The following is a 14,579-nucleotide window of genomic DNA, read 5'->3' as shown; positions in this document are numbered from 1 at the left end:
CAATTGTAGGAGCCGGCTTGCTGGCGAACGCGGTGTGTCAGTCGGTGCAAAGCTGAATGGCACACCGCGTTCGCCAGTAAGCCGGCTCCTGCAATAAGGTGGTAACCCGAAATTTGCGTCTAGAAAGCCCGTCGCCACCATAGTTTAGAAATCTCTGAACTATGCATTTGAGCTTTCCTATTCTTTCCGTTCATCGGCCGAACCTAAGATCGCCTCCAATAAAGGAGCCCGTCCAGTAGAGACACGGCCCGAAGATTGCCTTTTCTGATGTGACTGCCGCTGTAACCCGTCTCGGCCCGTATGCCGTGGCGAAGCTATGTCATGTGCCACGCAATCTTTGAGGACGTTCGATGAAACTGGAAATCTTCCGCACGATGTGGGGCTACGCCGCCAGCAAGGCTCAAGCGCTCGATGAACTGCTGGAGGCCGGGTTCGACGGCATGGAAGCACGGCTGCCGCTAACGCCAGTCGAGCGGGCCGAGTTCGGCGCCTTTCTGCGGGCCAATCACCTGCCTTACATCGCCACGGTTTTTACCGCCTACGACGTCCTGCCTGAACAGTCGGCGACCACCGCTGAACACCTGACCGATCTGGAAAAGAAACTCGCCTGGTCCTGCGAGCTGACCCCGCGATTCGTCAACGTGCTGGCCGGCAACGATCGCTGGCAGTTGCCGCAGCAAGTCGACTTCTTCGGCCAGGCGCTGGAACTGGCGCGCAAGCATGGGCAGAAGGTCACCTTCGAAACCCATCGCTCGCGTTCGCTGTTCAATCCTTGGGTCACCCTGGAGCTGATTCGCCAGTTGCCGGCCCTGCGTTTTACCAGCGACATCAGCCACTGGATCGTTACCTGCGAGCGGCTGCTCAACGACCCGGAAGACGACCTCAGCGCGTTCGTCGAGCGCGTCCATCACATTCAGGCCCGGGTCGGCTATGACCAGGGCCCGCAAGTGCCGCACCCCGCCGCCCCAGAGCGTGCCGCCGAGCTGGTTTTCCATCAGCAGCACTGGGAAGCAATCTGGAAATCCCAGCAGGCACGCGGTTATCAGGTCACCACCCTGACCCCCGAATTCGGTGCCGACGGTTACCTGCATCACCTGCCCTTCACCAACGTCCCGGTGGCCGATCTGTGGTCGCTGAACGTGTGGATGGGCAAGACCGAACGTGAACATTTTCAACGCCTGACCCATACCAAGCGCCTGCCACATACAACAAGCCGATAAGGAGCGTTTCGCCATGCCTGATCAGTCTCAAGCGGCTGCACCGAAAGTCGCCAACTTCAACAGCATCCCGGTGGTCGACATCGCCGGTCTGTTCAGCGCCGACATCGCCCAGCGTCAGGCTGTGGCCGATGAGCTGGGCAAGGCCGCGCGCGAAGTGGGCTTTCTGTACGTCAAGAACCACGGTATCGAACAGTCGTTGATCGATGGACTGCGCCAGGCGGCCAAGGATCTTTTTGCTCAGTCCCTGGACTACAAAATGCAGCACTACATCGGCACTTCGCGCAGCCACAAGGGCTTCGTGCCGGAAGGCGAAGAGGTGTATGCCAAGGGCAAGCCGGACCACAAGGAAGCCTTCGACATCGGCTTTGAAGTGGGCGACGAAGACCCGCTGGTGATCGCCAAAACCCCGCTAATCGGCGCCAACGAATGGCCCGACTTGCCGGGGTTTCGTCCAGCTGTCGAAGCCTATTACGCCGCGGTGTTCGCCTTGGGTCGTCGCTTGTTCGACGGCTTCGCCCTGGCGCTGGGCCTTGCGGAGGGCTACTTCGACACAATGGTCACACGCCCGCCTTCCAAGCTGCGCCTGATTCACTACCCGTTCGACGACGCTGCGCAGGATGCGCCCGGTATTGGTGCGCACACCGATTACGAGTGCTTCACCATGCTGCTGGCTGACAAGCCGGGGCTGGAAGTGATGAACGATCTGGGGCAGTGGATCGATGCCCCACCCGTCGAAGGCGCGTTCGTGGTCAATATCGGCGACATGCTGGAGGTCATGACCGCTGGTACGTTCGTTGCTACGGCTCATCGGGTACGCACCGTCAGCGAGGAGCGTTACTCGTTCCCGCTGTTCTTCGCCTGCGACTTCCACACCCAGATCAAGCCGTTGCCCCAATTTGCCCGTGACACTGCCGATTACGAAGAAATCACCATCGGTGAACACATGTTCGGCCAGGCCCTGCAGACCTATCAGTACCTGCGCCGCAAGGTTGAGAACGGCGAACTGAAATTGTACGAAAAGGCGCGCAAGCCCTCGAGCTTCGGCCACCTGAAGAATCAGGCACAGGATGCGTCCTGATGCTCCAAAAGACATCCAAACACACCGTGCCCTACCTTCCTGACGTGGAGTCACCAACGATGCGCAACACTTTGAACACTGTTGTCCGCTTGACCGTTCTTGGGGCCGCCGTGCTCGGCGGCTCCTGTTTAAACGCCACGTTGGCCCAGGCCGCCACCACAGTAACGCCCGGCCAATTCAAGGTCGGCATGGAAATCACCTATCCGCCGTTCGAATCCTATGACGAGAAGAAAAACGTCGTCGGTTCCGACCCGGACCTGTCGCGCCTGCTGGCCAAGCACATGGACCTCAAGCCCGAGTTCATCGACACCAAGTTTTCCAGCCTGATCCTGAGCCTCAATGCCGGTCATTACGACGCGATCATTTCGGGGATGTACATCACGCCCGAACGTCAGACTCAGGCGCAGACCATCGCTTACGCCAAGACCGGCGCAGCGATCATGGTGCTCAAGGACAGCACGATCAAACCCAAGGTGCCGGAAGACCTCTGCGGCCTGAAAGTGGGCCTGGAAAAGGGCACCACCTGGGTCGCCCAGTTCAACAAGCTGTCCACCGATTACTGCACGCCGAACAACAAGGGCGCGATCTCGGTCAGCGAGTTCCCGTCCGCCCCTGAAGTAACCCAGGCGCTGCTGTCCGGCAACGTTCAGGCGCAAGTGGAGATCGATGGCGCCGCCGGCATGATCGCCGAACGCACCAAGGGCCGCGTGGTGGTCAGCACCGAGCATTCGATCTACCAGCAGACCTTGGGCATCTATGTGAAGAAGGGCAACGACGAGCTGTATCAGGCGCTGCTCAAAGCCTTCGACGAAACCAAGAAATCCGGTGAGTACGCGGCCCTGCTGAAGAAGTACAACCTGGAAGAGCCGAGTAATTAAAGGCTGATGCTTTACCTCTGTGGGCGTGAGCTTGCTCACGAAAAGGCCCGTCCATCCAGCGCATTTCTCATGGCCGGAAGTCTGCCTTCGTGAGCAAGCTCACGCCCACAGGGAATCGTGTTTGACAAGGTATCCCCCGCAGGGACCTGCCCCCGCTGAGGTGTGTGTATGCAATTCGAATGGTCCTACTTTTTTTCGCTGTTCTCGGTCTCGGACTTCTGGGAGTCGTGCATCACGGTGATCGAGCTCAGCGCCCTGGGTTGGTTCATCGGCATGCTGCTGGGGTTTCTGCTGGCCTCGGCCAAGCTCTCGACCATGCGCTGGGTCAGCGTACCGGCGTCGATTTATATCTGGTTCTTCCGCAGCGTCCCGCTGTTGGTGCTGGTGGTGTTTACCTACAACCTGCCGCAGATGTTTCCGATCACCCGCGAAGTGCTGTCCAACCCCTTCTACTCCGGGCTGTTGGCGCTGGTCGTCACGGAAGCGGCGTACATGGCCGAAATTCACCGTGGCGGGCTGATCTCGGTCGCCAAGGGCCAGAAGGAAGCCGGGCGTGCATTGGGCATAGGCTTGATTGGCATGCAGCGTCTGATCGTGATCCCGCAGGCCTTCCGCATTTCCCTGCCGACGCTGATCAACGAATACATCACCGTGGTGAAACTGACGTCGCTGGTGTCGGTGATTTCCCTGACCGAACTGCTGACCGTTGGCCAGCGCCTGTATGCGCAAAACTTTCTGGTCATGGAAACCCTGTCGGCGGTGGCGGTGTATTACGTGATGATCGTTACGGTGTTCGGCTGGCTGTTTCACTGGCTCGAACAGCATCTGGAGCTAAACAACCGCAAGCCGCAAACCCTCGATGACAGCGCCCTTGGCCGCCTGCGTTCAACGCTGGTGGCGCAAGCCGTGAAACCGCGCCAAGCCAATGTCGGTCCGGGGTCGGCGCCTGCGTTGCAACTGGTCGACATTCATAAAAGCTACGGCCATCACGAAGTGCTCAAGGGCATCAGTCTTGACGTCGGCGCCGGCCAGGTGATTTCGATCATTGGCCCTTCCGGCTCGGGCAAGACCTCGTTGATTCGTACAGTGAACAGCCTGGAAACCATCGATAAGGGCGAGATCATTCTCTTCGGCGAAGGCTTTATTCATGCCGGCGACAGCCCCAACGCGCCGCAGATTCGGCGCGGCGTGCAACGCATCGGCATGGTGTTCCAGAACTTCAATCTGTTCCCCCATCGAACCATCCTCGACAACGTGACGCTGGCGCCCCGTTATCACGGTCGCGACAAGGCCACCAGCGAACAACGTGCCTACGCATTGCTCGACAAGGTCGGGTTGCTGGCACACGCGCATAAATACCCACATCAGCTCTCGGGCGGTCAGCAGCAGCGTGTGGCGATCGCACGTGCCTTGGCGATGGACCCGCAGATCATGCTGTTCGACGAACCGACTTCCGCGTTGGACCCGGAGTTGGTGGGCGATGTGCTGAAGGTCATCGGTGATCTGGCAGAGGAAGGCATGACGATGCTGATCGTCACCCATGAGATGGATTTCGCCCTGTCGATTTCCGACCGGGTGATCTTCATGGAGAACGGTGTGGTGCAGGTCGATGCCTCGCCACAGACCATCCTTGCCGACCAATGCGGCGAGCGGGTGCGCAAGTTCATGGGGTTGGATGGTATGGCTGCTCAGGAGCGGGTGCGCAAAGAGGCATGAGTGGTCCAATGGCCCCACCGCGCCCCATTCCCTGTGGGAGCGAATTCATTCGCAATGCGGTGGCACAGCCACCAAGTCTTCATCGAATGTACGAACGTCTCGCGAATGAATTCGCTCCCACAGGGAATCTGGCGCCAGCCCTGAAAACCTGGACCTATCGCCTCACACCTCCAACATCAACCCACTCAAGCGCTTGACCTTGCGTCGCAGCGCTTCTTCGAACACGCCCTGACGCGGTTCGATCAGGCTGAACCAGTTCTTCGCCCGAGTGATGCCGGTGTAGATCAGCTCCTTGGTCAGCACCGGATTCAAAGCCTCGGGCAGGATCAGCGCGGTATGCGCGAACTCAGATCCCTGGGATTTGTGCACGGTCATCGCGTACACCGTTTCCACGTCGTTCAACCGACTTGGCAGCACGAAGCGCACCCCGCCGCTGCCGTCGTTGCGCGGGAAGGCCACGCGCAGCGCCTGGCGATTTTCTTCTACCGGCCCCTCCGGCAAACGCAGTGCAATGCCGATATCGCCATTCATCAGTCCCAGGCCGTAATCGTTGCGCGTCATCAAGACCGGGCGCCCCTCGTACCACTGCTGATCGCTCTCGATCAACTGCGCCGCGAACAGCGTCTGCGTAATGCGCTGGTTCAAACCCTCCACGCCCCACGGCCCCTTGCGCACGGCGCAGAGCAGCTGGAACTCGTCGAACGCATTCAATACGTTTCGCGCCCAATCGACACAGCGCGGGTCTCCGATTGAGGTCAACTGCTGTGGTCGCTGCGCATGCATCACGCCCAGATAATGCCGGTAGCCCTGCGGGCCATTGCCGTGACCGTCCAGCAACAAGCGCGACAGGGCGCGGTCCTGCTCGCCCTTGAGTGCCAGCGAAAACAGGTCGGCGTAACTGCCTCCCGCAAGCAGCGCACGGGCATCCTGATCCTGCTGCTGGTTGACCAGCTTCGCCAGCTGCCCAATCCCGCTACCCGCCACGAAACGCCGAGAATGACGCAACATCACCACCTGCTGGGCCAAGGCATGCCGTTGATCATCGCCCTGGCGCAGCCCGCTCTTGCTCAAGTCCTCGCCACTCACCGACTCCAGCCACGCCTGAGTCTGAGGGCTGTACATGCCGGCTTCGGCGTCGCGGCACAGGTCACCCAGCACCGCTCCGGCTTCCACCGACGCAAGCTGATCCTTGTCGCCGAGCAGCACCATGCGCGCGTGAGGCGGCAAGGCGTCCAGCAGGTTGGCCATCATTTCCAGGTCGATCATCGACGCTTCGTCGATCACCAACACGTCCAGCGGCAACGGATTACCGGCATGGTGGCGGAAGTGCCGCGTGCCAGGCCGACTGCCAAGCAAGCGATGCACCGTAGTCACGTCGCTGGGGATTTTCTGCCGCACGTCTTCCGGCACTTGCAGCGACTGCACTTGATGACTGATGGATTCAGTCAGCCGCGCCGCGGCCTTGCCGGTCGGTGCCGCCAGACGAATACGCAGCGGCTTGCCACGCTCTACGGCGGGCGATTGCAGCAGCGCCAACAGCCGCACGACAGTGGTGGTCTTGCCGGTACCGGGGCCACCGGTGATGATGCTGAACGCGCCGCGAGTCGCCAGCGCGCAGGCCAGCTTTTGCCAGTCGATCAGCGCGTCGGGCGCAGGATTGGCCGGCCCGAACAGCGCATCCAGACGTTGCGCCAGATCCCCCGGCGTAGGCTCGGACTGCGCCAGCCGACGATGCAGCGCCGCATCGATCCGGCGCTCGTAAGTCCAGTAGCGGCGCAGGTACAGGCGCCGGTCAGATAACACCAATGGCTTCTGCGCCGCCGCTTCGCTGTCATCACCGGCCTTGGCCACCAGTAGACTGTCAGCCAGCGCCTGACACCAGGTTGCGCCGTCCAACGCCTTGAGCAACGCCGAAGGCAGCAGCATCGGGGTCGACAACACGTCGCCCTCGGGAGGCAGCGACAAGGCGAAATCAGGCTCTTTAAGCGTTTCGTAAAGGTCCAGACACACGTGCCCGTGTCCCAGTTGATGGCTGGTCAACGCCGCTGCCAGCAATACCAATGAGTCAGCGGCAGGGTCCAGATCCGCCAGAAACCCCACAAAGGCTTTGTCCAGTGCACGCAACCAGCCGCGCTCGACCCAGCGCTCAAGCAACAACAGTAGATCGTCGACGTGGCTCAGGGGCTTGAGCGCAGCGAGGCTGTCGGCGTCCAGCGGCGTAGGCAGCAAATGCGCGAAAGTGCGGTTCATGCGAGGTCTCCTGACAACACTGCTTCCTCGATTAAGGCCCGTCCCTGAAATAGCAGATCCAGACTTTCGATCAGCTCGCGGGGGGGTCGGGTAAACCATGCGCCCTGACTCGCCGCCCGGCTGCCACGCACGAATAGATACACCGCACCGCCCATGTGCCGGTCGTAGTCGTAATCGGCCAGACGCGCCTTGAGCTGACGATGCAGGGCCAGTAGATAGAGCACGTATTGCAGGTCGTAACGACTATCCAGAATCGCGTTTTCCATCGCCGCTTCTGTGTAGGCATCGTCGTCGACACCCAGCCAGTTGGATTTGTAATCGGCCACGTAATAGCGGCCCTGATGCTCGAACGTCAGGTCGATGAAGCCCTTGAACATGCCGTTGAGCGAGACGGTTTCCGCTGCCGCACGAGGCGCGCCATTGTGGGTATGACGACGCACCAGCGCGTCCATCTGCGCCACATCGACTTTCGAGCAGGCGAACCAGAATTCCATTTCGACGCGGTATTGATTGGGCTGATCCAGCTCGCTCAAAGCGACCGGTTGCACGTCATTGCCCAGGCGCAACGGCATGTTCAACAGATGCGCGAGCCAGTCGGTCAGGGTGTTGATCCAGCCCTTCCAGTCGCGTCGGTTGCAGCGTTGCGCGACGACTTTTTCCAGCGCTTGCGAATCAGCAGCAGCGGCCGCGAAGCCCTTCTCTCCTGCCCACTCCAGCAAGCCATGCAGGAAGGTGCCAGGATTGGGCCCGCGCGGGAATCGGTGGATGTCGCCGCCACTGACCAGAGTTTCGCGGGGCGCATCCGGATCGAGACGTTCATCGTCGAACAGCTTTTGCGCTTGCGGGCTGTCGGGGGACTGATCGCCGCTGTCGGTAATGGTGTCGCCAATGCGCAAGGCGCTGTAAGAAGCGATCCACCAGTTCTCCCGAGCGCTGCGTCGAGGGATACGCGGCTTGCTCAACGTGGTCTCGCTGCGCAGTGCGCTGAAGGTTTCAGCGGTCGGTGCAGGCATGGCTTCGACGTTTAGCGTCGGCTGATTGTCGGCCAGTAATTGCAGCCATCGAGTGAGTCCAGCCGATTCGGTCAATGCCTCTCCACCGCCGAGCAAATAACCCAACGCCGAGCGATGCAGAATCGAGCCATTGGTGTTGCCGCGCTTGATGTCGGCGACGCCCAGCCAGCAAGCGTGCTGCGCGCGAGTGAGGGCCACATACAACAGACGCAAATCCTCGGCGAGACGTTCGTCGTCGGCCTGTTCGATCAGCGCGGCGGTCGGCTTGAGGCTGATCTGCGCCTGGCCTTCGGGGTCATGGAAATGCAGCGGCAGGCGGCTGCCATCCACCGGTTTGGTCGAGCAGATAAAGGGAAGAAACACCAGTGGGTATTCCAGGCCTTTGGACTTGTGAATGGTCACGACCTTGACCAGTTGCTCGTCGCTTTCCAGACGCAGAATCTGATCTTCGCCCGCTTGCCCGGACAAGGCCAGATGTTCACCCAGATGACGAATCAGCGCCTGCTCGCCATCGAGTTCGGCCGCGGCCTGCTGCATCAGTTCGGAGAGGTGCAGCAGGTTGGTCAAGACCCGTTCGCCGTCGGTGCGCCGGATCAACGCCTGAGGCAGTTCGAAGTCGTGCAGCAGACGACGCAGCATCGGCAGTACGCCTTGGGTGCGCCAGATGCGGCGATAATCGCGGAACTGCATGACGCGGTTTTCCCACGCCAGTTCGTCTTGATTCAGCAGTTCAAGCTCGGCCAGTGGCAGGTCAAGCGTGATGCAGGCCAACGCGGCACGCAGGGTACGCTCGGAATCCGGCTCGGCACAGGCCTTGAGCCAGGCCAGCAGATCGTGGGCCTCCTGCGCAGCGAATACCGAATCCTTGTCGGAGAGGTAAACACTGCGCACGCCACGGGCCGACAGCTCGGCACGCACCGCTTGGGCTTCCTTGCCATCACGCACGAGAATCGCGATGTCGGCGGGTCGCAGGGCCTTCAGCGGCTCACCGGCTTTGGCAAAACCGGCTCGACCTTGTTGCCCGGCGTTGAGCAAGCGCACGATCTCACTGGCGCAGCTGGTAGCCAGTTGCTGACGATACACAGCGCCCGACACCGGCTGATCGCTTTCCAGTTGCCAGACGTTTAGCGCAGCGACGACATTGCCATCGAGTTGAAAGCTTTCCTTGCGTCCCTGGGAACCGACTGCAAGAAACGGCACCGGATTGCCATCGGCGCTGCGAAACAGAAACGCACCACGCCCGGTCGGGCTGTCTTCCGCACGCACGAACACATGATTCACCGCCTCGACCATCGCGTGGCTTGAGCGGAAGTTGGTGCCCAGGGTGTGCAGGCGCCCCGTGGTTGCGGAGCGCGCGCGCAGGTAGGTGTAGATGTCGGCGCCGCGGAAGGCATAAATCGCCTGTTTGGGGTCGCCAATGAGAAACAGCCCAGTCGTTTCTTCGTTGTCCTGCAAACGATAAATGCTGTCGAAAATCCGGTACTGCACAGGATCGGTGTCCTGAAATTCGTCGATCAGCGCGACCGGGAACTGTTCACGGATCAAGGTCGCCAGGCGCTCGCCACCCGAACCCCGCAGCGCGGCATCCAGGCGCAACAGCATGTCGTCGAAGCCCATTTCGGCGCGACGACGCTTCTCTTCTTCAAAGCGCGCACCGACCCACTGGGCAGCATGTTCAAGCACTGCGGCGTCGGGGGTTGGTAGCGTGTCGAGGGCGACTTTCAGCTCAACCATGGCCTCAAAAGCCGGGTGCGACGGCGGATTGTTTTTCCAGGCCTCGGCGATGCCGTCGGGGGTCAGGCGAGTGAAACCGGTGCCGAGATCCAACTGCTCTTGCTCGTCGTCGTTGGCCCAGGCGATCAGCTTGTCGAACCAGGGCCTGAAATAGCGCTCCTGCATCTTGCGACCATCGACGACCTTGCACGCCACGCCATCCAGACAGATCGCGTGCAGCTCGGCAGCCCAATTGGCCCACGGAGACTTGAGTGTCTTCAGGGTTTCGCGTCGCTTCTGAATCGATGCTTCAATCAGTTGCGTCGGAGATTGGGTGACAGTCGCGCGATCGCTGCCGAACAGGGCCCGAACCCGTGGCAACAATGCCGCTGGACCTCCCCAGTTATCGCGCACCCAGTTGAGCGCATCGCCGGTCATGGGGTAACAGAACTTGCGCCAGTAATCGCGCAGCACTTCGCCCAGCAAATCGCTGTGGTCGGTCTCCAGGCTCTGTGTGAACAGGCTGCCGCTGTCGAAAGCGTGCTCGCGCAACATGCGCTGACACCAGCTGTGGATGGTTGACACCGCCGCCTCATCCATCCACTGCGCGGCGATGTCCAGACGACTCGCGCAGCCGGCCCATTGCTCTTGCGCAAAGTCATCGCGCAGATCAGCGATCAAGGCGTCCGGGGCTTCGATCTCCTGACGGAAAAAGCGCGCGGCTTCAGCCAGACGTGTGCGGATGCGATCGCGCAATTCCTTGGTCGCCGCGTCGGTAAAGGTCACCACCAGAATTTGCGGGGGCAGCAATTCTCGACCGAAACCGGATACCTTGCTGCCATGGCCAAGTACCAGGCGCAGGTACAGCGCCGAGATGGTGAAGGTCTTGCCGGTGCCGGCACTGGCCTCGATCAGTTGGCTGCCCTTGAGCGGAAAGCGTAAAGGCAAGGGCTTTTGGATGTCACTCATGCTCCGACCTCCTCGCTGGACAGGGATTGCCAAGGCGCTTCGAAAATCGGTTTGTACAGTGACTCACACCAGCCAACGAATTCTTCACTGTCGAGCAGCGCATCGAAATCCGGGAACTGACGCGCCAGTGCCGTACTTTCCGCCCGCTCGCCATTGCTGTTCTGACCATCGCCTTCATAAGCTTTGCGCGCAGCCGCTCCGGCTTTGACTTCATCGCTCTGGCCCAACCAGGCGAAAGCGGTTTTCACAGCGATTGGCAGAGGGCGTTGCATGCCGTGTTGCCAAGCGAGGAGCAGGTCGTTGAGGGTTCTCGTTGCTGTGTCTTTGTCCAGCGGCGGTAGCAGCAGCGTCTCGTCGCTGGCGACCAATGCGGTGGTCAGTGGCAGGTCGCAGGCACAGGCGACCAGATGGTTGACCCAGGGTTTGGTCAATCGATGCCACTTGCGGGACTTCTTGCCACCGATAGCGTTCGGAATCGCGGTCACGGCCAGGAGTTGATTGTGGGCATTCTGGTAAAGACCATCGAGCCAGCCGTCGAGCTCGACGCCTTGATGCGCATAGGTCACAGGCAACGCGCTGTGCAAGCGCTCGGGCCATTTGAGCAACAGGTCGTGATAACGTTGAACCAGATTCGGCAACGGCTCGATCAACTCCTCTTGCAGCAGGGTGCCGAATCCGGCCATTGGCAGCAGACCACTGGCTTGTAGGCGAATCGCCTGACTCTTGAGGGAATCGTCCGGATTTTCAGGAGCAATCAACGCTGCTTGCAGCAGGCTATCGCTCAGCCCGTAACGCTCAAGGGCGTCGAGCACGAACGGTTCTTCATTGGCCAATGGCGCTTCGGCCACTTCGAAGAAGATTTTCAGACGCTGGCTGAAGAAGTGTTTGACCGGATTGCGTAGGAAATCCTGCAACTGCATCAGGCTCAGCGGCTCTTCCTGCTCGTGCCTTTCCAGCGCCTTGATTTCGCCCGCCTCGGCGACCGCCTCATGCAGCACCTGCCATTCGCGGGCGAAGCTGAAGAACTCCAGACTTTCTTGAAAGTACTTGGCGCTGAAGGGCTGCAGCGGATGTTCGAGGGTCAGCTTGTGCAGCAGTTGCTCGCCGGGATCGCGCTTTTTGTCGTCCTCGGGTTCGACCGCATTGGTCAGTCGCCAACCACTAGCCAAATGATCACGCAATTGACCGATAAGCACCGACGCGGGGCGCTCGGAGTTGTCCCGGATGCTGCGCCCTACCCAGCTGACATACAGCTGATCGCGCGCCGACAGGAGTGCCTCAAGCAACAGATAGCGGTCATCTTCACGGCGTGAACGGTCACCTGGGCGGTAATCGCTGCCCATCAGGTCGAAGTCCAGCGGAGGTTGCGCACGTGGGTAATCGCCGTCGTTCATGCCGAGCAGGCAGACGATCTTGAAGGGAATTGCACGCATCGGCATTAGGGTGCAGAAATTGACGGAGCCTGCGAGGAAACGCTGGGACAGGCGTCCCTGATCGAGACCGGCGAGCCAGGCTTCGCGCACTACCGTGAGCGGCAGCTCTTCGAGCAGACCCACGGCTTCGCAGGTTTCCAGCCAGGTTTCGCGCAGGGTTTCGAGCTGGCCGAGTAAGTAGTCATCGTGCTCGCTGTCAGCGCTGAAGAAAAGTTGCATCAGGGCTTGCAGACGCGCGCCCCAAATCGGCGGTGTGGCGGCTTCCGACAGCTCAGCGTGGGCCACTTGCAGCGCATCGATCAGCGCCACCAGTGGACCGATGAGCGCAGCGTCGAGCCCGCCGATCTCGTCGTAGGGTTCGATATCGTCGTAGGCTACGCCCGCCCCGACGGCGTAACCCAGCAGCATGCGGCGCAGGCCGAAGTGCCAGCTGTTTTGCTCCAGAGCCTCGGGAAGACCGAGGCCTTCACGCTGCCCGGCATTGAGCCCCCAACGTACGCCTGCGCCTTCGATCCAGCGATGCAGGGTCGGCAGATCACGCTCGTTAATGCCGAAACGTGCTCTCAGGGCCGGGACATCGAGCAAATCAAGAATCTCGCTGACCGGGAAGCGGCTTTCGGGGATCTTCAGCAAGTGCTCGACCGCGATCAGCAGGGGATCACGGCCGCGTTGGCCCTGGTCAGCCAATGTGAAGGGGATGAAGCGACGATCATCGCGATCAAGCTGACCAAATACGGCGCGAATGTGCGGCGCATAACTGTCGATGTCCGGCACCATCACGATGACGTCGCGAGGGCGCAGGTTCGGATCCTTGCTGAAGCGAGCCAGCAGCTGATCGTGGAGTACTTCCACTTCACGTTGGGCGCTGTGAGCCACATGGAAGCGGATGGACCGGTCGGTCGTTACGTCGACCGCGGGCCACAGTTCGCGGGTTTCGCTCAATGGGCGAAGCTCGAGGATGTCATCCTGCAGTTGGTTGAGAATGTTATGGGGGTCGCTTTCGCTAAACAGGTCGATGCGGCCGTCGCGGAAGATCGAGCGATAACTATTAGGGTCGTCGTGACTGTCCAGCAAGTTGATGTAGTCGCGACCTTGCTTGCCCCAGGCTGCGAGCAACGGATGGGCGTGCTGGTGCAGTGAATCCGGATTGAGCGTCACGGGCATCCCCGCCTTGCGCGACTGACGCTTGTATTCATGCCGCAGCAGATCCTTGTCGGCAACGATGTCTGCCCAGTGGTGGCGACAGGGGTTGTGCACGCAGAGCAGGACCTGACTGAAACGAGCCAGCCCGGCCAAAGCCTCTAGCGCCTGAGCGGGCAGTGAGGAAATACCGAATACGATGACTCGCGCGGGTAACCCAACGGGGGCTTCAGTCATGGCATTGATGCGTTCGATGTAGCGCTGGTGCACACCCGCCCGGCTTTGGGCCATGCCTTCCGCGCCGACGTCGTGGAGCAGCGCACGCCATAGCTCGGCCTGCCAACAGTTCTCGGACTTGAGCGGCTTGGCCTCCCCCCTTACGTTTTTCAGCTGATGGCGGCCAGCGGCCCAGTCTTCCAGCCAGTCGGCGCGATACACCTGGTATTGGTCGAACAAGTCGGCCAGCCGCTCCGACAGCTGATAGCGTTTGCGAAGGTCGGTGTCTGCCGTCAGGAAGCGTTGCAGCGGCTCGAAGTGAGGCTGATCGATCAGCGCAGGCAGCAGCCGCATCAGTCGCCAAGTCAGAGGGGCTTTATCGAGCAGGGACGTTTCGGGAATTTCATCTTTACCCAGCACAGCGCGGTACAGCTGCCACATGAAGCTGCCGGGGAGCTGAACATCGATCGCGGCTGCGATGCCGCATCCGCCTTGATCGTCATCCTGTGTGTCTTCCGCCAAAGCTAATTTCAACCACTGAGCGATGCCATTGCTTTGCACCAGCGCGACTTCGTTCTCCAGAGGTGTCAGCGGATAACGCCGCATCCACGACACCACAAGGCTGCGCAGTTCATCCAGGCGATTGCCATGAACCACCATGAACCCGGGATTGAGGTTGGATGTCACCGGCATGACTGCTTCCTTGGCGTTAAAGAGGGGAAAGACTAACAGAGGGGGCGCTGGTGAAGCACCAGAGAGTGGAAAGGGAGTTTTCCGCGCGCAAAAACAAAACCCCATCTGCTTTCGCAAATGGGGTTCTAGAATTTAATCTTGACGATGACCTACTCTCACATGGGGAAACCCCACACTACCATCGGCGATGCATCGTTTCACTGCTGAGTTCGGGATGGGATCAGGTGGTTCCAATGCTCTATGGTCGTCAAGAAATTCGG

Annotated in this window: 7 protein-coding genes and 1 rRNA gene; 4 read left to right on the top strand and 4 right to left on the bottom strand. The window is 60.5% G+C overall.

Features of this window, described 5'->3' with window-relative positions; genetic code table 11:
- Window positions 1-350 precede the first annotated feature (350 nt).
- From ACRER8_RS05495 to ACRER8_RS05480, 4 genes are all read left to right on the top strand, one after another.
- On the top strand, window positions 351-1,220 hold the full coding sequence (locus ACRER8_RS05495; protein WP_431745334.1) for a sugar phosphate isomerase/epimerase family protein: 870 nt from the start codon (window positions 351-353) through the stop codon (window positions 1,218-1,220).
- Window positions 1,221-1,233: 13 nt separating this feature from the next.
- Window positions 1,234-2,298: an isopenicillin N synthase family dioxygenase gene (locus tag ACRER8_RS05490; protein WP_431745333.1), complete on the top strand. Its 1,065-nt coding sequence runs from the start codon at window positions 1,234-1,236 to the stop codon at window positions 2,296-2,298.
- A gap of 59 nt (window positions 2,299-2,357) precedes the next feature.
- Window positions 2,358-3,176, top strand: coding sequence for an ABC transporter substrate-binding protein (locus tag ACRER8_RS05485; protein WP_431745332.1), 819 nt, complete (start codon window positions 2,358-2,360; stop codon window positions 3,174-3,176).
- 168 nt (window positions 3,177-3,344) lie between these two features.
- Window positions 3,345-4,892, top strand: a complete 1,548-nt coding sequence (locus ACRER8_RS05480; protein WP_431745331.1) for an amino acid ABC transporter permease/ATP-binding protein — start codon at window positions 3,345-3,347, stop codon at window positions 4,890-4,892.
- Window positions 4,893-5,054: 162 nt separating this feature from the next.
- Here ACRER8_RS05480 and recD read toward each other — a convergent pair whose 3' ends face one another.
- From recD to rrf, 4 genes are all read right to left on the bottom strand, one after another.
- Window positions 5,055-7,142: an exodeoxyribonuclease V subunit alpha gene (gene recD / locus ACRER8_RS05475; RefSeq protein WP_431745330.1), complete on the bottom strand. Its 2,088-nt coding sequence runs from the start codon at window positions 7,140-7,142 to the stop codon at window positions 5,055-5,057.
- Window positions 7,139-10,837 (bottom strand): exodeoxyribonuclease V subunit beta, encoded by a 3,699-nt coding sequence (gene recB, locus ACRER8_RS05470; protein WP_431745329.1) that lies wholly within the window; start codon window positions 10,835-10,837, stop codon window positions 7,139-7,141. Before recB ends, recD begins: the two co-directional genes overlap by 4 nt.
- Complete coding sequence (recC, locus tag ACRER8_RS05465) at window positions 10,834-14,319, bottom strand: exodeoxyribonuclease V subunit gamma (RefSeq protein ID WP_431745328.1); 3,486 nt, start codon at window positions 14,317-14,319, stop codon at window positions 10,834-10,836. The genes recB and recC overlap by 4 nt, the downstream gene beginning before the upstream one ends.
- A gap of 136 nt (window positions 14,320-14,455) precedes the next feature.
- A 5S ribosomal RNA gene (gene rrf / locus ACRER8_RS05460) occupies window positions 14,456-14,571 on the bottom strand.
- Between the last annotated feature and the right edge of the window lie 8 nt (window positions 14,572-14,579).

Origin of the sequence: Pseudomonas sp. (genome assembly GCF_050739935.1) — a bacterium.
In the GTDB taxonomy this organism is placed as follows: Bacteria; Pseudomonadota; Gammaproteobacteria; order Pseudomonadales; family Pseudomonadaceae; genus Aquipseudomonas.
The sequence above is the reverse complement of the archived record's forward strand: the minus strand, read 5'-3'. Positions and strand labels throughout refer to the sequence as shown.